Below are 19,811 nucleotides of genomic sequence, written 5' to 3'. Positions count from 1 at the left end.
AATGTTCGCTCTCCATACCGCCAACCGTACCGAGATTCTATTCGAGCAGCTTTCCGTGGTGATGGCGCAGTACGCCTACGGTCCGTTCGATCCGGTCCGTTTCTTGATTCAGGGGCGCGGCATGGAGCGCTGGCTGCAAATGGGTTTGGCGCAGACGGACGGGGTTTGGGCCCATGGGCGGTTCGATTTCCCTAACCGTTTTTTCGGTGCACTGGCGGCGGCTCTGGGACTGCGTTTGAACGACGAGACATTCGACCGCGGCCGCATGGCGTGGTTGCTCGATGATCTGCTCAAACAGCCCCGCTTTCAGGAAGACCCGCTGCTTCAGCGTTATCTGGCCGGCCCCGGCCCGGCGTTGCGCCGTTTCCAATTGGCCCGGCAGTTGGCCAACCTATTCGACCAGTATCAAATCCAGCGGGTGGATTGGCTTTCGGCCTGGCAGGCGGGGGAGGCGGCCCAGTGCCGGGAGATGGGACGGGACATGGAGCGCTGGCAGGCAGCTCTGTGGCGGGCATTGTACGCACGCCTCGGCGGCCACCGCGGCCAACTTTGGGGGCAACTGATCGAACGCCTTCGGCGGCCGGTTCCGGAAGGCCTGTTGCCGCCGGCATTGCATTTGTTCGGGATCGGCTTTCTGCCCCCGCTGATGCTCGAGGTACTCGCGGCGCTGTCTCGGCAGACCGATGTCCATTTGTTCCTCCTCAGCCCGGTGGCAGGTTATTGGGCCGATCTGCCCGGCAAGCGTAGTCTGGCGATGCGGATGGCCGGGACGGACCCCGAAGCGGACTGGGACGGGCTGGACCATCCCCTCTTGGTAGCCTTGGGCAAGCGCGGCGCTCAATTCCAGCGCCTGGTGCTGGAACACTTGGAACCGGCGTTGGAGTCGGAAGGCTATTTCCGTCACGATCCGCCCCGCAATTTGCTCCAACACCTGCAAAACGATCTGGCCGCCGGACGGCTGAGCATGCCCGCCGAGTGCTTGCCGGTCGGAATCCATCTGCACCGTTGCCATACCCACTTGCGCGAAGTGGAGGTGGTGCGCAACGAAATTCTGACCCGTTTGGCCCGAGATGCTTCCCTGCGTCTGGAGGACATCGCCGTGATGGCGCCGGACATCGGCGCCTATCAGCCCTACATCGAAGCGGTGTTTCAAGACGTGCCCCATCATATCGCCGACCGCACGCTGGGCCACTCCAATCCGCTTTTGGAGGTGTTGATCGAAGCCTTGGAATTGATCGACGGCCGTTTCGAATGGGACCGGGTGCTGGCGTTGTTCGGCCGTCCGCCGGTACGCGATCGCTTCGGCCACAGCGCCACCGAACTGCCGCGCTTGGAGCGCTGGGTGGTGGACAGCGCCACCCGCTGGGGGCTGGACGCCGAGCAGCGCGCCGCCGAGGGCGTGCCCGGGAGCGATCACAATACCTGGCGGATGGGCGTTGACCGGTTGCTGTTGGGCTGGATGCTGGCCGGGGAAGTCGCCTGGCAAGGGACGGTTCCCTACCCCGACATCGAAGGTCAATGGGGCGCTGCGGCCCTCGGTTTGGCCGATTTCGTGCGCCGTCTGCAAGCCTGGTGGCGACGCTGGCAAACCTCCCGGCCTCCGATCCGGTGGGCGGAGGAGTTGACCGAATTCATCGACGATTTGTTCATCGATTCGGCCGACACCCTGGCGGCGCGCCAGGCATTGGCGGAGCTGTTTGCCGCCTTACCCGGGGACGCCGATTACGACGATGGCGTGCCGCTGGCCTTGATCATCGACTGGCTGCGCTCGCGGGTGGACGAGGAGTACCAGCAGCGCGGCTTCCTCAGCGGCGGCGTCACCTTCTGCACCCTCCTGCCGATGCGCGCGGTGCCGTTCCGGATCACCCTGGTCATGGGGATGGACGACGGGGCCTTTCCGCGCCGGGAAACGCCGCCCGCTTTCGACCTGATCGCCCGCCATCCCCGTCTCGGCGACCGCGAGCGGCGGCAGGAGCAGCGTTATCAATTTCTGGAAGTATTGCTTTCCACCCGCCAGGAATTGATTCTCACCTATCGGGGTCTGACCCCGGAAAAAAGCGAGCCGCTGCCGCCGGCGCAGGTGGTGACCGAGCTGATCGACACCCTGGGTCGTTACCGTCTCGATCCGAACAGTTGGATCGAAGATCATCCCTCCCATCCCTTCCATCCTCGTTATTTCACCGAGTCCGCTGCGGCGCCTAGCCAGGATGGGGAGGATTTCGAGGTGGCCCGAGCCCTCTTGGCGCCTCGGACCGAGGTGCGTTTCTGGCCATCGGGTTGGACGGTCGAGGGAGAGCCGCCCGATCCTCTACCGCTGAGCGAGCTATTGGCCTTCTACGCCGATGCCCAAAACTGGTTCTGCCGGAGTCGATTGGGATTGACCCTGGACGGTCGCGACGTCCTGCCCGAAGCCCGCGAACCTTTTGCCGCGGACGGGTTAACCACATGGCGAATGCGGTGTGAATTGCTTGATTCCGAGCAACCGCCGGCGGCCGTTCTCGAACGCTGGCAGCAGGCCGGGGAATGGCCGCAGGGGGTTGCCGGGCAGATTCCGTTCAGCGCCCTTCAGGCCGAGGCGAGGGCCTTGCGTCAAGCGGTGCAGGCCTGCAACGCGGGGGAGGCACGTTTCGAAGATCGGCACGAGGTGGTCATCGACGGTATGCGGCTGACGGGGACGATCGCCCAACGCCATTCCCGCGGCAGCGTCTTTGTCGAGCCCGGTAAACTGAAGGGCAAGCACCTGGTGCGCGTCTGGCTTCAGCATCTATTCAAGCAATCGTTTTCCGAGACGCCGACCTGGTTGGTGGCCTTGAATCCGGATCCAAAAAAGAGCGGGGTGACGGTCTGGCGATTCGATCCCCGGGAAAATTGGGCCCAACGATTCCAGCCGTGGCTGGCCCATTTTCGAGGGGGTTGGTCGAGGCCGTCGCCTTGGCTGCCGGAATGGGGGTATCGCTGGCTCGAAATCTACAAAAAGCCCACCCATCGAAAAAAGTCCGAGGATCTGCAAGCTGTTTGGCGAAATAAAATAGGAGACAAAATACCTTCCGAAGCGTTTGCCCTCTTGTTCGGCGATGCCTTGTCCGAAGACTTCGTCCGGGAATGTTGGCCGCTTTACGAAACTCTGCTGCACGCGGTACCGTGGGGGGAGGAATAGGTAATTGCGTGGTGTGGTGCCTTTACCAAATGGTTTGAAGAATGGTTGCTTCTCTGAGGTTTTGGTCGGCGGTAACGACCGGAGCGTTCAGTAGGATGGAAGTCGCCGCAATCAGCCGATCGGCCGGATCGCTGTTGATTTCGGGACCGAAATTTACCGAGAGTTCGGCTATTTCAGGGGTAATTTCCTGAATCTGAAAATTTCGTGCTTGAAGCACAAGCTTGATAAATTCGGCAGGTGTGTCCTCGATCACCAGCCGATTGCGCTTTATAAGCATCGAAATTTCCCAAATGGAAATATCGCAAATGATTAAATCGCATTCTGCGTTTTTAATCGATTTTTCGGCTTTTGGCGTCAGTTTTCCCGGATCGAGCGCATCCCAGATAATCGCGCAAGTATCGAGCAATATCACCGCATGACTTCCCAACTTTCGATCGTCGGGGAAACGACATCATGGATTTCAGCCGTCTCAGCCAGTTTGTCGAGTTTGGTCTTCGCCTCATTGCGTTGAGTAACTGGGGCGGTTAAAGTGGCCAAAGGCAAACCTTTTGAGGTGACGGTAATCCGTTCGCCTTGTTGCGCTATTTTTAAATATTTCAGTAAGTTGGCCCTAAGTTCGCTGATGGTGACGTTTATCATGGCCGGGACATCTTAATTGTACAAGATTAATGTACAATTATAAACAATAAAACCGTGTCAAAGCAATTTAACCCGGGGAATCCAGCCGCGACCCTGGATGTTGATCGAGTTTCGGAGGCGGCGTGTACCGACTGCAACATTTCTTGGGGCTGCAGGTTATTCCGGCGGTGTTTTTTACCGCAGCCGGCTTGGCGGTGGCGTTCGTGGCGCTGGCGATCGCCTTCGAACAACCCGTGGCGGTTTTTTTCGGCGATCTGACCCGCTGGATCGCGACCTATCTGGGCTGGTTCTATATCCTCACCGTCACCGGATTGCTGCTATTTCTGCTATGGCTGGCCTTCAGTCGCTACGGCGCCATCCGGCTCGGCGGTGATCAATCGCTGCCGGATTTCGACAACCTCACTTGGTTCATGATGCTTTTCGCCGCCGGCATCGGGACCATCCTCATGTTCTGGGGGGTGGCCGAGCCGATCTCCCATTTTGCCGACCCGCCGCTGGCAGGGGTCGAGGCGGGCGGAAGAGACGCGGCGAAATTGGCGATGACATTCGCCTTGTATCATTTCGGTCTGCATACCTGGAGCATTTTCGCGGTGCCCGCCCTGGCCATCGGCTATTTCGCCTATCGCCATCAACTGCCCATGCGCATCAGCAGTTTGTTTTATCCCCTATTGGGGGAGCGGACGGCGGGACCCGTCGGCTGGGCCATCGACGTGGTGGCGGTCATCGGGACACTATTCGGGGTGGCCACGTCCCTGGGATTGGGCGCACTACAGCTCAACAGCGGTCTCAATTACCTTTTCGGCTTGCCGGTGAGCGGCACCTCTCAAGTCGTGTTGATCACAGCCATCACTGCGATTGCGAGCACTTCCGTCGCATTGGGGCTGGAGCGTGGCATTCGCCGTTTGTCCCAGATCAACATTCTGCTGGCATGCGTTTTACTGTTGTTCGTCTGGTTCGCCGGGCCGACCTTGTTCATCACCAACGGCTTGGTGGAGAGCATCGGCGCCTACCTGGAGGCGCTGCCGTGGCTGGCTTTCTGGACCGAGGCCTATCAAGAGACGCATTGGCAGCAACAATGGACCTTGTTTTACTGGGCGTGGACGATTTCCTGGGCGCCGTATGTGGGGATTTTCATCGCCCGCATTTCTAGGGGGCGCACCATCCGTGAGTTCGTGGGCGGCGTGCTGTTGGCGCCCACGTTGTTTACCGTGCTGTGGTTCGCGGTGTTCGGTTTGTCGGCGATCGATCTGGAATGGCACGGGCAGGTAGGTTTGGCCGCCCAGGTACGGGAGGATGTGTCGGTGGCGGTATTTTCCTTTCTGGCGCATTATCCCTTGGCATCGATTGTGTCGGGGCTGGGCGTGGTGATCATCGTAATCTTTTTCACCACCTCTTCGGATTCCGCGTCCTTGGTGATCGATATGCTGACCCGCCGGGACGACCAACCATCCCAGGTACATCAGCGAGTATTCTGGGCGGCGGCGCAAGGGGCCGTCGCCGCCACTTTGCTGCTTGTCGGCGGCTTCGCCGCGTTGCAGAATGTGATTACGAGTCTGGGTTTGCCGTTCTGCGGCCTACTGATATTCATGGCGGTGTCCCTGCTGCGGACTTTGCGCGCCGACTACCGGGGTTACTCCGTTCAGGAGTTGGTCAGGGGACGCGCATTCCCCGTAGTGGAAATAACCGAAGCCGAGGAGGGGAGCAACGATGTATCACAAGATTCTGATCGCTATCGCACCTGATCAGGGGCCGGAGGCAAAGGCGGCGATCGAGACCGGCCTGAACCAGCTCGAGGAGGACGGTGAGCTGCATCTGGCGACCGTGGTCAGTCCCGAAGGCACCGCGTTCTTCCCTCACGTGCCGGAACAATCGCCGGAGGAGCTGGAGGCGGGAGCACGGGACGGATTGGATCTTTTGGCGCGCAAATATCTTCCCCTCAACCGAAATGCGCAACTGCATGTGGCCCACGGCGAGGCCGGGCAGGCGCTGGTGGCGCTGGCCGGCAGTCTGGGCGCCGACCTGCTTATCCTCGCCTCCCAGGGCAGCAGCCCCGGACGTTGGACATTGCGCAGAAACACGGCCGAGTACGTGACCGTCAACGCCCCTTGTCCGGTGCTAGTGCTGGCGGATTCGGAATCCCGAGACCCCGAGGAGGGATGAATCTGTTCTTCACTGGCAAAACCATACCGTAATAGGAGTGAAAGCCATGGCCGAGGTGGACAAATCCGATTCAAACAGCATCCGGCTGTTCAAACCTAGCGAGCTGCCAAAGTCAAAAAGGCTTTCCGCAAAAGGCATAAAAGCTCAACGAGTCATTAACAAATACAGTTTTATGGCGAGCGGCATTGGGTTTGTTCCGAGTCCGATTCTAGGTCAAATCGCGGTTGGTGGCATTTTGGTTAAATTACTTCAAGATTTATGCAGGATTTATGGAATTTCTTTATCCGACCATAAAATTAAAGTTATCGTTACTTCCGTTCTCGGAGGAGCGCATTCGGAATGGATTGGTTATTATTTGATGAAATATATTAAAAATTACTCGCCGGCACTTGTTCCTGCGGGTTCATATTTTCTACGTCCTGCCATTTCGGGACTTATTGTGTACTACATAGGAAAATTATTTCTCGGGCATTTGGAATCAGGAGCCTGGGTTAGAATCAAAGAAAAAGGGATAAGACAATTTGGTTGAAATTCATCAATTTGCCAAATGCTTATTGTCAGTATTGTTTCGGGAAACAGGTAGGTGCAAGGTCCATCCAAGTCATTTTCCTGATGCCGATGCCGCCGGGTAAGCTTGGATGATGGACAAATTAGATCTCTACGGCGCCGGTTTCGATCCCGGCGTGCATCTGATCGAGGCCAGCGCCGGCACCGGAAAGACCTATTCCATCGCCCAGTTGGTGGCGCGGTTCGCGGTGGCCGAGGATGTTCCGGTGGAGGCGATGCTGGTGGTCACCTTCACCAAGGCGGCCACGGCAGAATTGCGCCAGCGTATCCAGCAGCGGTTGATCCAAGTGCGCGACGCCCTGCGCGCCCGGCTGGCGGAGCAAAATCCGATTTCGGACGATACCGCTTTGGGGGAGTGGGTCGAATCCTTGGATGAGCCCGAGGCGCGTCTGAGACGCCTGGAAGGAGAGCTGTTGAAGCTCGACCTGATGTCGATTCAAACCATCCACAGTTTCTGCCAGCACGCCCTGCGGCAGCAGGCCTTGGAAGCGGGGGAACTGCTGGGCCAGACTTTGCTGGAAAACGACTGCCAGTTCAATCAGCAGATCATCGACGACTTTTGGCGGCGCCAGGCCGAAGAAATGCCGCCGCGACTGTGGCGGCGGATTTTGGACAAGACACCCACACCGGATGCGTTGTACGGTGTCCTCAAGAACTGGAAGCCTCCTATCCGGTTCGTTCCCGAAGTAGGGGCGACCGGCCGGTCACCCCTACTTAACCAGGACGAACCGTCGCCTTTCGGCGAAGATGAATGGCAAGGATTTGCCCGCTGGATGGATGGTTTGTGCGAACAAAAGCAATTGAAGGCCAAAGCGCGCCAATGGTGGGATGCTATTCGCGAGGAGGTAGGGGCGACCGGCCGGTCGCCCCTACTGAAATCCGATTTGATCGGTTTCCTGAACGATGAGGTGATCAAAAAAGTCGGCGGCTTGGAAAATCTGCCGGATTACGCCAAGCATCGCTCCCAATTGGAAAAACTGGCCGAGTTGGGAAGCCGGCAGGCGCAGATGGAGATCGGCTGGCTGCAAAGTGCTTGGCGAGCCTGGCAAGCCGAATACGAGCATCGGCTGCGGGAAAAAGGCTGGCTGACCCATGACTGGATGATCCGGCGGTTGGCCGAGATTCTGCGGGAAGGCGGCAACGCCGCTGTCGTCCACGCCCTCCGCGAGCGCTTCCGGTTGGTCTTGATCGACGAATTTCAGGACACCGACCGCTATCAATGGCAGATTTTCTCCAACTTGTTTCATACCGACGAGCACCGGATGTTTTTGATCGGCGACCCCAAACAGTCCATCTACCGCTTTCGCGGCGCCGAGCTTCGCACGTATTTCCGGGCTCGGGGGGAGGCTCGGAAAACCTGGCAGTTGGGGACCAATTACCGTTCCCATCCCGATTTGGTGGCGGCGGTCAATGCTGTATTCGCCGAGTCGGGGGAAGACGACCGGGACGATCATACGCCCTTTTACGACCGCCAGCTGGGCTATCATCCGGTGGCGGCCGGCCGCCGGGCGGACAATCTGTGTCTGCGCCGACGGGAGCGGGCGGTGGCACCTCTGCAGTGGTCGGCTTTTCAGGAAGAGGGGCAACCGTATCGTTACCGCAATTTGAAAGAGGCCACCGGACTGCTGGCAGAGCATTTGGCGGGAGACGTGGTGGATCTGCTGGATGAGCGGGAGGGCTTCGAACTGCTCAAGGATAATAAGCCACGCAAGCTGCGCCCCGCCGACCTGGCGGTATTGGTGCGCGACAACGACACCGCGCTGCAGGTGCGTGACGCCCTCCGCGATCGGAATGTGCCCGCGGTGCTGATCGATCGGCGCAGCGTTTATCAGACCCCCACGGCGGAGCATTTGTATTGGCTGTTGATGGCTTTTTGGGAAACCGGCGACTGGCGTCGCATCAAGCGGGTCATCGGCGGTTGCGACTGGTTTGGGCTGGACGCCCGCGCGTTGTTGGCGCTGGAAGAGGACAACGAGCGCGCCGGCGATTATCTGGAGGCGTTTGTCGCCGCCGGCATTACCTGGCGCCGGGACAGTCTGTTGGCGGCGGTGGCGGAGTTGTTTCGGCGCTTCGGGGTGTGGCGGCGGATCGCCGGTCGGCGCTACGGACAACGGACTTTGGCGGATCTGCGCCATCTGCTGGAGATGTTGCAGGAAACCGCGGTGCGCCAGCATCTCACCCCGCAGGCCCTGTTGTCGTGGTATCGGCGCCAACTCGATACGCCTCCCGGCGAGGCCGAGCAGCTTCGGCTGGAAAGCGACGACGAGGCGGTGGAAATCGTCACCATGCACAGCGCCAAGGGACTCGAATATCCGGTGGTGTTTTGTTTCGATCTGTGGCGGCCGGAAGGGGCGGACAAAACCACCGATCCGGTACTCTGTTCGACGGAAGAGGGAACGATGGCGGTTTGGCAGGCCGCCGGCCCGGAAGCCTTCGAAGCCGCCCGGGCGGCCCGGAAAAAGGAGATGCGTCAGGAGAACTTGCGCATCGCCTACGTGGCCTTGACCCGTGCCAAGGCCCATTGCCGCGTCTATCTGGTGGAAAAGAACCCGCCCAAGAAGGAGGGCGCCGAGCCGGCGTGGTCGCCATTGTTTCACTTGTTGTCCGGACAGAAAGAGGCGGGCGATCTGTTTCAAGGCGCCGAAGGGCTGGCCAACCGCTTTCCCGACAATTTCCAATATCAGCTGCGGGAATGGCGGCGGGGCAGCACGCGGACCTTGCCCCGCGCATTCGGCAATGAAACGCTGCGGCAACCGCCGATCTTCCCCCGGAATCTTAAGGCCGAAACCCGTGTCATGACCAGTTACTCGGCGCTGGTGCGCGGCCAACCGGATGAATCTTCGCACAATTGGCTGGAACGCTTGTTTGAGGAGTCCGAAGGCGGGACCGACGAGCCATTGCCGCGAGGGGCGGCTTTCGGCAATCTCCTGCATGAGTTGCTGGAAAAAATACCTTTTAGCGGAGTTCTCGCCGGCGGGATCGAGGAAGATTTCTGGCGTCAGGCACTGCGGCGCAACGGTCTAGCCGAGGATTTGGCTTGGGAGCAAGTATCACCCCTCCTCCAAAACACCCTGACCACCCCTTTGCCCGATTTCAGTCTGGCTCAGGTGAGCGCGGAGCGGCAGTTGAAGGAGTTGGAATTCTTTCTGCCGGTGGACCGTCTGTCGTCCGCCCAATTGAACCGACGCCTCAAGCGAGATCCCCTGTTTCGTCCTCTCCATTTCCAGTCGATTCAGGGTTTTCTCCACGGCTTCATCGACTTGGTGGTGGAGCACGGCAGCCGTTATTATGTGCTCGACTACAAATCCAACGAACTGGCCGATTACGGCCCCGACGGTCTCGAGCAAGCCATGCGCGCTCACGACTACGGTTTGCAGGCCCTGTTCTATACCCTCGCCGTGCACCGTTATCTCAAAAGCCGCCGGCCGGGTTACGATTATGCGGAACATTTCGGCGGGGTGCGTTATCTGTTTTTGCGGGGCATGGACGGCGAGACGCCGCTTCGAGGTGTTTACGCCTGGCAGCCCGAGGCCGCTTTGATTCATTGGTTGGATGAAACTTTGCAGGACCATGACCGACAGTGATGCCCGCCGTTCCCGGCCCGCCTCCTTCGGGCGCACTGAGAGTCGGGGCGACCGGCCGGTCGCCCCGACCGACGAACGTCATCCCCACGCTCGGGTTCTGGCGGATTTTTTCGCGCGCAAGGCAGGGGCGGCCGGCCGGTCGCCCCGGCAGTATGCCGACAGGCTGGAGCGATTGTTGAGCGATCTGTTGACCGCCCAGGACAACGGTCATGTGTGTTTGACTCTGGGAGAAACCCGCCGCGCTTGGTTGGAAAAGCTGACCGGATTGCACCAGCCGGCCGGGGAGGCGCCGCTGGTGCTCGAGGAGAATCGTCTCTATTTTCAGCGTTTGTGGCAATACGAGGAGCGGCTGGTGGCCGGATTGCATCGGCTGACGGATGAAAATACCGGAGTCGGGTCTGGTACTTTGCACGAATGTGCTGGAATGCGAGACCTGACCCCGATGCTGCGGGATCTTTCCCGAGCGGCCGGGCTCGACGATTCCCAGATGGATGCGGTGCGGCGGGCGGCCGCCAACCGTTTCTTCATCATCACCGGCGGACCGGGTACCGGCAAAACCACCACCGTGATTCAGCTTCTCGCCCTGCTATTGTGGGTAGGGGCGACCGGCCGGTCGCCCCTACCCAAGGTGGCGCTGGCGGCGCCCACGGGCAAGGCGGCCCAGCGCTTGCAGGAAACCATCGGCGAACGGATCGGTGCGCTGCCGGTTCCGGAATCGGTGAAGCAGGCAATTCCGGATGAGGCAACCACGCTGCATCGCCTGCTGGGCGCTCGTCCCGACACGGTGTCGCTGCGCCATGACGCACAGCGGCCGTTGCCTTACGACGTCGTGGTGGTGGACGAGGCCTCCATGGTGGATCTGGCCTTGATGAGCAAATTGGTGCAAGCGTTGCCGTCCGACGCCCGCTTGTATCTGCTGGGCGATCGGGATCAGCTGGCGTCGGTGGAGGCGGGCAGCGTTCTCGCCGACTTGTGCGACGGATTGCCCGGGCATACGCATCGCCTGGTCCGCACCCACCGTTTCGCGGGGGAACTGCAGGATTTGGCGGCGGCCCTGCAGCAGGGCGATGCCGCCGGCGTCATGGCCCGTCTGCGGCGAGGCCGCTTATGGCTGAAGCATCTGCAAGATTTCTGGGGTGCGGTGGACGAAGGTTACGCAGCCTATTGGAAAGCGGTACAAGACGGCGCGGAACCTGCGGCCTTGATGGATGCGTTTGGTGGTTTTCAGGTGCTGTGCGCCCACCGCCGAGGTCCGTTGGGCTCGGAGTGGCTCAACGATCAATTGGAGCGGCGCTGGCGGCAAAAGGGCTGGATCCCATCTCGGAATGCTTCGAGTCAAGGAGGGCGCTACTATCCCGGCCGGCCGGTCCTGATCGGCGAAAACGTGCCGGAACTGGGGTTGTTCAACGGCGACATCGGTATTTGCCTGGCAGGTGGGCGGGTCTGGTTCGGGGACGGTCGGCAATTGGCCGCCGCGCGCTTGCCTCGTCACGAGACCGTCTACGCCCAGACCTGTCATAAATCCCAGGGCAGTGAATTCGGCCGCGTGCTGGTGGTGCTGCCGCCGAAATCCTCCGAGGTTCTGACCCGTGAGCTGGTCTATACGGCGGTCACCCGGGCCAAGGAAACAATTCTGTTATGGGGCAGCGAAGAAGTATTGGAGCAGGCCGTTACGCGGGGAATCCGGCGAAGCGGCGGCCTACGTCGCAAATTGTAATGTGAGGGGCAGAGTTATTAAAAAATTTTTTTCCATCTTGTTGACGCTACTTGTTTTGTCAGGCTGTGAGCAGAAAACCGCTTGGCGTTTGACCGATGTCAGCGGCAAGCTGCCGCAGCTGGATTTCAATTTGACGGATACACAAGGACGGATGCGGCACGGCGCCGACTTTCGCGGAAAGGTTACTTTACTGTTCACCGGTTTCACTCATTGCCCGGGCGTTTGTCCGGCTACCTTGGCGCGGCTTGCCACCGTGCTGGAGGAGATCGAAGGAAGCCGTGAACACATCCAAGTATTGTTCGTCAGCTTGGATCCGGAGCGTGATCGCCCCGAGGTGTTGCAATCCTACGTAGAGCGCTTCGGGCCGTGGTTCATCGGTCTGACCGGCGGCAAGGCTCAGTTGGATGCGCTGGTGCAACGCTATTTTCTCAGTTATCGTAAGGAATCCTCCAAGATGGGGGGTGACTACGATGTGATCCATAGCGACATCGTTTTGATATTCGACCGCCGGGGCAATGCGCGGCTTTTAGCGCGCGGTTCATCTCTGCCGGCGGATTTGCGGGCGGATCTGGAACGCTTGGTGGAGGAGGCAACATGAGTGCGACCCCGAGTTCGGCGGAAATGTCCAATAAAGAACATTTCCTACCGGTTCCCCTGGCGATATTGACCGATTCCCTGGCCGAGCATTTGGGGGATGTGTCGGGTAAAGCGGATTTCCAACGCTTCGCCGAAGGGCTGGTGCTCTACTATGACGCCTTGTTCAGCCAGCGGCTGGAATTGCTCAAACATCTCTATTATCCATTCAATCCCGATTGGGACACGTTGTCCTTGCCGGCCGTAGATGCGGGGTCCCTTGCCCGCGATCGGAAAACTTTGATGGGTGAGATCAAACAATTGTTGCAACAGGCCAATTTCCAGCCTTTGGATCAGGAAACCTTGCATCAAGCGTTGAACAAGATTTCACCCCGGGGCGTGGAAGTCAGTGTGGATCTGGAGGAATTCGAAGAGATCCTGATTTATTATTGCGGCAGCGCCGCATACACCGTAAAGCGGCGGGATTGGCGCAGCCTGTATTTGCAGGAGGAGACCTTCACCATCCCCGTTTACCAGCGGCTGTTCGTGCTTTTGAAGCTGAAGCCCTGGAGCGGGCGATTGGTTGAGCAGGATATTTTCATCAAGCTGTTCAAGGAAATCCCCCATTCTGATCTGGAAACCATCTTTCCCAATACCCAGATCCGGTTGCGCATGCTCGACAAGATCAAGCTGGCGGTTACCGGCGGGGGTGGGGTGATCGGCGGCGTCATGAGCGCCATGGGGCGAATGGCCGTGGCGGCCAGTCCGATGAGGATCGTCACCGCCCTCGGCGCGCTGGGTGCGATTATTTGGAGAGAAGTGGCCAAGGTATTCAGCCAGCGTACCCAGTACATGGCGAAGTTGTCCAAAAGCCTGTATTTCTACAATCTGGACAACAATATGGGCGCGCTGTCCTGGTTGATAGAAGCCGCCAGCTCCGAGGAAGCGAAAGAAGTCCTACTGGCCTATGGACTGCTTTGGGCGCAAGGCGGGATGACCGAAGCGGAGCTGGATCGAGCGATTGAAAGCTTCATGGATGAGAAGTTCGGCGTTAAGATGAATTTCGACGTGGCGGACGGTTTGCGCAAGCTGCGCGATATGAATCTGCTGCGTGAGGAAGCCTCCGGCCGCCTGGCTGTGATTGAACCCCCCTTGGCTCATGCCGAATTGCGGGAACGGTGGGATGCGCTTTTTCCGGCGATGGTCGATTGAGCCGATTGGCCGGTGGCGTCTTCGGCTAGCCGTTGAGGCTCAGGTAATGCACGCTGAAGAGCTCGTCGTCGTCCGTCCAAACCCGTTCCGAGTGAAATCCGGCCGCATGAGCCAGGCGCTGGAACTCTTCAATGGTGTATTTATAAGAATTCTCGGTGTGGATGCTGCCCCCGTCCTGAAAATGAAAGCTTTGTCCGTCAAGGTGGACGGTCTGTTCCTTGCGGCTGATGAGGTGCATCTCCACCCGCCCCGGTGCCCGGTTATAGAAGGCATGATGGGTAAATCCCGCCAGATTGAAATCGGCATCGAGCTCCCGGTTGATGCGCTTTAATAGATTCAGGTTGAAGGCGGCGGTGATCTCCCGGCGATCGTTGTAGGCGGCCTCCAAAATGGCGGAATCTTTCTTCAAGTCGACGCCGATCAGCAATCCGCTGCCGACGCCCAGCAGAGTCGCCATATGGGCGAGAAATTTCTCCGCCTCTCGGGGTTCGAAATTGCCGATGCTGGAGCCCGGGAAAAAGCCCACCCGGGACATTCCGGCCAAGGATTCCGGAAGTTCGAGGGGGTGGCTATAATCGGCGCAAACGGCATGGATCGCCACCTCCGGAAAATCGGCCGCCAATGTCCTCGCCGATTGATAAAGGTGCTCACGGGAAATATCGATGGGGACATAAGCCGCCGGCTGCAGGGCTTGGAGCAAAAGGCGGATCTTGGTGCTGCTGCCGCTGCCGAATTCCACCAAGACGCGCCCTTTTCCCAAGCATTGGGCCATCTCGTGACCGAAGCGCTTGAATAATCCGATCTCGGTCCGAGTGAGATAGTATTCCGGAAGTTCGCAAATGGCCTCGAACAGCTGGGAACCCGCTTGATCGTAAAAATACTTGGGAGGGATAGCGCGCGGCTGAATGGACAGTCCCCGCAAGACGTCTTCTAAAAAGGAGGCCGGCGCCGGATGATGGTCGTACAGAACCGGTCTGCCCACTTGGAGGGGAGAATGGGTGCTCATAGATTGTCCGCCAATCGCAGGCCGCTGAACTGCCAACGGTCTTTAGGATAGAAGAAATTGCGATAGCTCGCCCGTAGATGGGTCCGGGAACTGACGCAAGACCCGCCCCTGAGCACCATCTGACTGCACATGAATTTGCCGTTGTACTCTCCGATCGGCCCTGCGGGCGGTCGGTAGCCGGGGTAGGGGGCATAGGTGCTGGCGGTCCATTCCCAGACGTCGCCGAACAGCTGCAGCGGTCTGTTTTCTGCCGTGGAAGGAGCCGGCCGCGGATGCAAGGCCCTCGATTCCAGGAAGTTGCCGTCGATAGGTTGCCGCGCCGCGGCGACCTCCCATTCGGCCTCCGTGGGCAGTCGGCGCCCGGCCCAGCGGGCATAGGCGTCGGCCTCGAAATAACTGAGGTGGCAGACCGCTTCTTCCGCCGCGACCGGCCGCATTCCGGAAAGGGTCATCTGCCACCACTCACCGTCGCGTTTCTCCCAATACAAGGGGGCTTCCCAGCCTTCCTCTCGAACTTTCGCCCAGCCCTCGGAAAGCCAATAGCGCGGTTCCCGGTAACCGCCCGCTTCCATGAAGGCCAGGTATTCGCCGTTGGTCACCAACCGCGAAGCGAGACGAAAGTCTTCCAGATGAACTCGATGGCGCGGGCCTTCGTTGTCGTAGGCGAAACCTTCGCCCGAGTCGCCGATGGAATGGAGTCCGCCCTCGAATTCATGCCATTTCAAAGGGATGGTTTCCAAGCCGGCGGGGTGCGGTTCAGCCATTTCCCGGTAGACCGGCCGCAAGGGATTAACGGCGAAGATATGCTTGATATCGGTCAGCAGGAGTTCCTGGTGTTGTTGCTCGTGGTTGAGCCCGAGCTCGATCAGGGGGGCTGCTTCCGACCAAGCGACCGTCGCGCAGCCCGCAAACAGTCGTTCCATGCCTTCATCCACGTGCTTTCGATAGGCGGTGATTTCGTCTACCGTGGGGCGGGATAGCAGGCCGCGCCGGGGGCGGGGCCAAAATCGGCCGACGCTTTCGTAATAGGAATTGAACAGGTAATCGTATCGGGGGTGGAAGCAGCGGTAGTCTTGAAGATGGGGGCGGAGTAGAAACCGCTCGAAGAACCAACTGCAGTGCGCCAGATGCCATTTGGGAGGACTGACGTCCGCCATGGTCTGGATGATGTAATCCTCGGTTGCCAACGGTTGGCACAATTCCTCGCTGAGACGGCGTACCTCGCGATAGCGGTCGAGGAGGCGGGCGAGCGCATCGTCCTCGCCGTAAGCTTTAATGGAGAAACCGATCTCGCTTTGATCCGCTATCATATTTCCTCCCGGTTTGCGGAGCGATTAACAGTCTAGACGAACGAGCGCGCAAGCTGCAAAAACCTGGGCTATTTTCCGTTGTGCCAGTGAATCGCGGGCAGTGGGTATATTACAGTCATAATATTTAATTTCCGTGGCGGCCGATCGAATAGGGCGGCGCCTATTTAGAGTAAGTTAGTTAAGAGGTAGCATTCATTATGAATCCCCGTCTGGACCGTCTTCAGCCTTATCCCTTCGAAAAACTCGCCCGACTCAAGGAAGGGGCGACGCCGCCTTCGGACAAGTCCGCCATCACCCTATCCATCGGCGAACCCCAGGATCCCCCGCCCCATTTCATCGCCGAAGTGCTCATCAGTCACTTGCACGGCTTGGCCAAGTATCCCAAGACCAAGGGCATGCCGCAGTTGCGCGAAACCATTGCCGCTTGGCTGACGGCCCGCTTCCGTCTGCCGGCCGCTGCAATCGATCCCGAGCGCCACGTTTTACCCGTCAACGGCACTCGCGAGGCGTTGTTTGCCTTCGCGCAGGCGGTGATCGATCCGGCCGAAAAGCCGTTGGTGTTGATGCCCAATCCTTTTTACCAGATTTACGAAGGGGCCGCCCTGCTGGCAGGTGCCGAGCCCTATTATCTCAATGCCACCGAGAAGACCGGTTTCCTGCCCGATTTCGAGGCGGTGCCGAATTCGGTCTGGCAAAAATGCCGGCTGCTTTATCTTTGTTCGCCTGGAAATCCCACCGGGCAGGTGATCGGTTTGGAAACCCTGAAAGGATTGATCGAGAAGGCCCGGCGTTTCGATTTCGTCATCGCCGCCGACGAATGCTACAGCGAACTTTACGATGACACGCCGCCGCCCGGGTTGCTCGAGGCGGCCGTTGCCTGCGGTAACGATGCCTTCTCCCGCTGCGTGGTATTTCACAGCCTGTCCAAGCGATCCAGCGCGCCGGGGCTGCGCTCCGGCTTCGTGGCCGGCGATGCGGACATTCTGCAGCCGTACTTTCTCTACCGAACCTACCACGGCTGCGCCATGCCGGTGCCCACCCAGCATGCCAGCATCGCCGCCTGGTCCGACGAGCAGCATGTGGCGGAAAACCGCCGCCGATACCGCGAGCGTTTCGATGCCGCGGAAGCGATCTTATCCGAGCGGTTCTCCGTGACGGTGCCGCCGGCGGGATTCTATTTCTGGCTCAAGACCCCCATCGACGATACCGAATTCGCGCGCAGGCTTTTCGCCGAGCAGAACGTGACCGTGCTCCCCGGCAGTTTCCTGGCGCGGACGGGGGACGGCGTCAATCCGGGACAAGGACACGTTCGTATCGCTTGGGTCCATCCTCTGAACGAATGTCGGGAAGCGGCGGAGAGAATCGCAGACTTCGTGCGCAACTTCTAAGCTTGAACCGTCATCTTGAAGATGGGTATGCTTGTCGTTTTTAAAATAATCGAGAACCAGGAATGAGTGAACAATTAGCCAAGATCATTGAAGAAGCCTTTGAACGGCGCTCGGAAATCTCCCCCCAAAACTTCGATACAAAAGTGAAGGATGCGGTGGAGGAGGCTTTGGGCCTGCTCGATTCCGGACAGGCGCGAGTGGCCGAGAAAAAGGACGGCCAATGGACGGTCAATCAGTGGCTCAAGAAAGCCGTGCTGCTGTCCTTCCGGCTTTCCGATAATCGGATGATGGACGGCGCGCCCACCAATTATTACGACAAGGTGGAACTGAAGTACGCCGGCTACCGCCCCGAGGATTTTCGCCGCGACGGCGTGCGGGTGGTGCCGCTGGCCAACGTGCGCCGGGGGGCTTATGTGGCGCCGGGTTCGGTGTTGATGCCGTCCTATGTGAATATCGGCGCCTATGTGGATTCGGGCACCATGGTGGATACTTGGGCGACGGTGGGTTCTTGCGCCCAGGTGGGAAAAAACGTGCATTTGTCCGGCGGCGTCGGAATCGGCGGCGTATTGGAGCCGCTCCAAGCCAATCCCACCATCATCGAGGATAACTGCTTCATCGGCGCCCGCTCCGAGATCGTGGAAGGGGTCATCGTGGAGGAAGGCTCGGTGATCTCCATGGGCGTGTACATCGGCCAGAGCACCAAGATTTACAATCGCCTGACCGGGGAAATCAACTACGGCCGCGTGCCCGCCGGTTCGGTGGTGGTGCCGGGCAGCTTGCCGGCGCAGGACGGCAGCCATAGCCTGTATTGCGCGGTGATCATCAAGCAGGTGGACGAGCGCACCCGCAGCAAGGTGGGCATCAACGAATTGCTCAGGGATTGAGAAATGCCATGATCGAGCTTTACGGCATTCCCAACTGCAACACGGTGAAAAAGGCTCGCCAGTGGCTGGAGGAGCACGCCATCGAGTACCGCTTCCACAATTTCAAGCGGGAAGGCGTCGATCCGGACCGGCTGGATCGCTGGCTCGATCGGCTCGGCTGGGAAACCCTGGTCAATCGCCGGGGAACCACCTGGCGGCGATTGCCGGAGGAAGCGCGCACCGATTTGAACCGGGACAAGGCGCGGGAATTGCTTCTGGCGCATGCTTCCCTGGTCAAGCGGCCGGTCCTGGAGGCCGGCGAAGCGTTGTGGGTGGGATTCGACCCGGATCGATACGAGGCCTTGAGATGAGCGGCTCGAATCGGATCAGCGGGGAAACGCTGGAATTGGCGCAAACCCTGATCGCCCGGCCGTCGGTGACGCCGGAGGATGCCGGGTGCATGGATTTGATCGTCGACCGGTTGTCTCCCTTGGGCTTCGTGCCCGAGTTCCTGGATTTCGGCGATACCCGGAATCTGTGGCTCAGGCGGGGGACGGGCGGGCCGCTGTTCGTGTTTCTGGGGCACACCGATGTGGTGCCGCCGGGGCCGCTGGCCGACTGGACCTCTCCGCCATTCGAGCCGCATATCCGTGGCGGCGGTCTGTACGGTCGCGGCGCGGCCGATATGAAAGGCGCGGTGGCGGCGTTCACCGTCGCCTGCCGGCGGTTCGTGGAAAATCACCCCCACCATCCGGGCTCCCTCGCCGTGCTGTTGACCTCGGACGAGGAAGGGATCGCCGCCAATGGGATCGTAAAAGTGGTGGAGGTGTTCGAAGCCCGCGACGAAAAAATCGACTGGTGCCTGGTGGGGGAACCTTCCAGCGAAGACACCCTGGGGGATGTGGTCAAAATCGGCCGGCGCGGTTCCCTCAACGGGCGGCTTCGGGTGTTCGGGGTGCAAGGCCACGTCGCCTACCCCCACAAGGCCAAAAATCCCATCCACGCTTTCGCCGGGGCGCTGCAGCATTTGGTGGAGGAGGTCTGGGACCGGGGCAACGCCCATTTTCCCCCCACCAGTTTTCAAATATCCAATATGAATTCAGGGACCGGCGCTGAAAACGTGATTCCGGGACAACTGGACGTCCAATTCAATTTCCGCTTCTCCACCGAGCTGACCGCCGAGGAAATCCGGCAACGGGTGACGGCGATTCTGGATCACTACGGGCTCGATTACGAACTGGACTGGCGCCTGTCGGGCAATCCCTTTTTGACCGCCGGGGAGGCGCTCATCGAGGCGGTTCAATCCTCCCTGGAATCGGTATTGGGGCGGCGTGCCCAGCTATCTACAGGCGGCGGAACCTCCGACGGACGCTTTATCGCGCCCACGGGGGCCCAAGTCTTGGAATTGGGGCTGATCAATGCCACCATCCACCAAATCAACGAATGGACGCCGGTGGAGGACCTGAATCAGCTGACCGAGGTTTACGAAAAAATCTTGGAAAACTTGTTGGCATCCTGATCGCCTTTTAGGAACTGTTGACATTCGCAGGGAGGGGCCGGAGAGAGGGATTAGTCCCATGTCAACACGCCAACTCTTAACGGTTGTTAGTAAACCAGATCGCCTGGTCGGGGAGT

The 19,811-nt window shown here is 59.6% G+C and carries 16 protein-coding genes; 12 read left to right on the top strand and 4 right to left on the bottom strand.

Going from position 1 to position 19,811, the window contains the following annotated elements; genetic code table 11:
- The first annotated feature begins 1 nt into the window (after position 1).
- A complete protein-coding gene (recC, locus tag H035_RS0112295) occupies positions 2-3,157 on the top strand; it encodes an exodeoxyribonuclease V subunit gamma (RefSeq protein WP_022949274.1) in 3,156 nt (1,051 codons plus the stop codon).
- A 22-nt stretch (positions 3,158-3,179) separates the two neighbouring features.
- Here the strand turns inward: recC and H035_RS0112290 are convergent, their stop codons facing one another.
- Together H035_RS0112290 and H035_RS0112285 are read right to left on the bottom strand one after the other, a co-directional pair.
- A complete protein-coding gene (locus H035_RS0112290; RefSeq protein ID WP_022949273.1) occupies positions 3,180-3,569 on the bottom strand; it encodes a type II toxin-antitoxin system VapC family toxin in 390 nt (129 codons plus the stop codon).
- Positions 3,566-3,796 (bottom strand): type II toxin-antitoxin system Phd/YefM family antitoxin, encoded by a 231-nt coding sequence (locus tag H035_RS0112285; RefSeq protein WP_022949272.1) that lies wholly within the window; start codon positions 3,794-3,796, stop codon positions 3,566-3,568. Before H035_RS0112285 ends, H035_RS0112290 begins: the two co-directional genes overlap by 4 nt.
- A 122-nt stretch (positions 3,797-3,918) precedes the next feature.
- Between H035_RS0112285 and H035_RS0112280 the strand changes: the two genes are divergently transcribed.
- From H035_RS0112280 to H035_RS0112250, 7 genes are all read left to right on the top strand, one after another.
- A complete protein-coding gene (locus H035_RS0112280) occupies positions 3,919-5,538 on the top strand; it encodes a BCCT family transporter (protein ID WP_022949271.1) in 1,620 nt (539 codons plus the stop codon).
- Positions 5,504-5,956 carry a universal stress protein gene (locus H035_RS0112275; RefSeq protein ID WP_022949270.1) on the top strand — a complete coding sequence of 151 codons (453 nt, stop codon included), beginning with the start codon at positions 5,504-5,506 and terminating at the stop codon, positions 5,954-5,956. The genes H035_RS0112280 and H035_RS0112275 overlap by 35 nt, the downstream gene beginning before the upstream one ends.
- 46 nt (positions 5,957-6,002) lie before the next feature.
- Positions 6,003-6,485, top strand: a complete 483-nt coding sequence (locus tag H035_RS0112270) for a hypothetical protein (protein WP_022949269.1) — start codon at positions 6,003-6,005, stop codon at positions 6,483-6,485.
- Between the two features lie 109 nt (positions 6,486-6,594).
- A complete protein-coding gene (recB, locus tag H035_RS0112265; RefSeq protein ID WP_026596572.1) occupies positions 6,595-10,107 on the top strand; it encodes an exodeoxyribonuclease V subunit beta in 3,513 nt (1,170 codons plus the stop codon).
- On the top strand, positions 10,094-11,824 hold the full coding sequence (gene recD / locus H035_RS19580) for an exodeoxyribonuclease V subunit alpha (RefSeq protein ID WP_022949267.1): 1,731 nt from the start codon (positions 10,094-10,096) through the stop codon (positions 11,822-11,824). The genes recB and recD overlap by 14 nt, the downstream gene beginning before the upstream one ends.
- Positions 11,825-11,879: 55 nt before the next feature.
- Positions 11,880-12,422: an SCO family protein gene (locus tag H035_RS0112255; RefSeq protein WP_161624027.1), complete on the top strand. Its 543-nt coding sequence runs from the start codon at positions 11,880-11,882 to the stop codon at positions 12,420-12,422.
- Positions 12,419-13,609, top strand: coding sequence for a DUF3754 domain-containing protein (locus H035_RS0112250; protein ID WP_022949265.1), 1,191 nt, complete (start codon positions 12,419-12,421; stop codon positions 13,607-13,609). Before H035_RS0112255 ends, H035_RS0112250 begins: the two co-directional genes overlap by 4 nt.
- A 25-nt stretch (positions 13,610-13,634) precedes the next feature.
- Here H035_RS0112250 and egtD read toward each other — a convergent pair whose 3' ends face one another.
- Both egtD and egtB read right to left on the bottom strand, forming a co-directional pair.
- Positions 13,635-14,615 (bottom strand): L-histidine N(alpha)-methyltransferase, encoded by a 981-nt coding sequence (gene egtD / locus H035_RS0112245; RefSeq protein ID WP_022949264.1) that lies wholly within the window; start codon positions 14,613-14,615, stop codon positions 13,635-13,637.
- A complete protein-coding gene (gene egtB, locus H035_RS0112240; protein WP_022949263.1) occupies positions 14,612-15,925 on the bottom strand; it encodes an ergothioneine biosynthesis protein EgtB in 1,314 nt (437 codons plus the stop codon). The genes egtD and egtB overlap by 4 nt, the downstream gene beginning before the upstream one ends.
- Positions 15,926-16,122: 197 nt before the next feature.
- Between egtB and dapC the strand changes: the two genes are divergently transcribed.
- The 4 genes from dapC (at position 16,123) to dapE (ending at position 19,695) form a co-directional block, all read left to right on the top strand.
- On the top strand, positions 16,123-17,313 hold the full coding sequence (gene dapC / locus H035_RS0112235; RefSeq protein ID WP_022949262.1) for a succinyldiaminopimelate transaminase: 1,191 nt from the start codon (positions 16,123-16,125) through the stop codon (positions 17,311-17,313).
- A 62-nt stretch (positions 17,314-17,375) separates the two neighbouring features.
- Entirely contained in the window at positions 17,376-18,197 is an 822-nt protein-coding gene (dapD, locus tag H035_RS0112230) for a 2,3,4,5-tetrahydropyridine-2,6-dicarboxylate N-succinyltransferase (protein ID WP_022949261.1), read from the top strand.
- Between the two features lie 8 nt (positions 18,198-18,205).
- Positions 18,206-18,547: an ArsC family reductase gene (locus tag H035_RS0112225; protein WP_022949260.1), complete on the top strand. Its 342-nt coding sequence runs from the start codon at positions 18,206-18,208 to the stop codon at positions 18,545-18,547.
- Positions 18,544-19,695, top strand: coding sequence for a succinyl-diaminopimelate desuccinylase (gene dapE / locus H035_RS0112220; RefSeq protein WP_022949259.1), 1,152 nt, complete (start codon positions 18,544-18,546; stop codon positions 19,693-19,695). Before H035_RS0112225 ends, dapE begins: the two co-directional genes overlap by 4 nt.
- Positions 19,696-19,811 lie beyond the last annotated feature (116 nt).

Source organism: Methylohalobius crimeensis 10Ki, from assembly GCF_000421465.1.
GTDB lineage: Bacteria > Pseudomonadota > Gammaproteobacteria > Methylococcales > Methylothermaceae > Methylohalobius > Methylohalobius crimeensis.
Note: the sequence above shows the minus strand (reverse complement) of the source record. Positions and strands in the feature narration are given on the sequence as shown.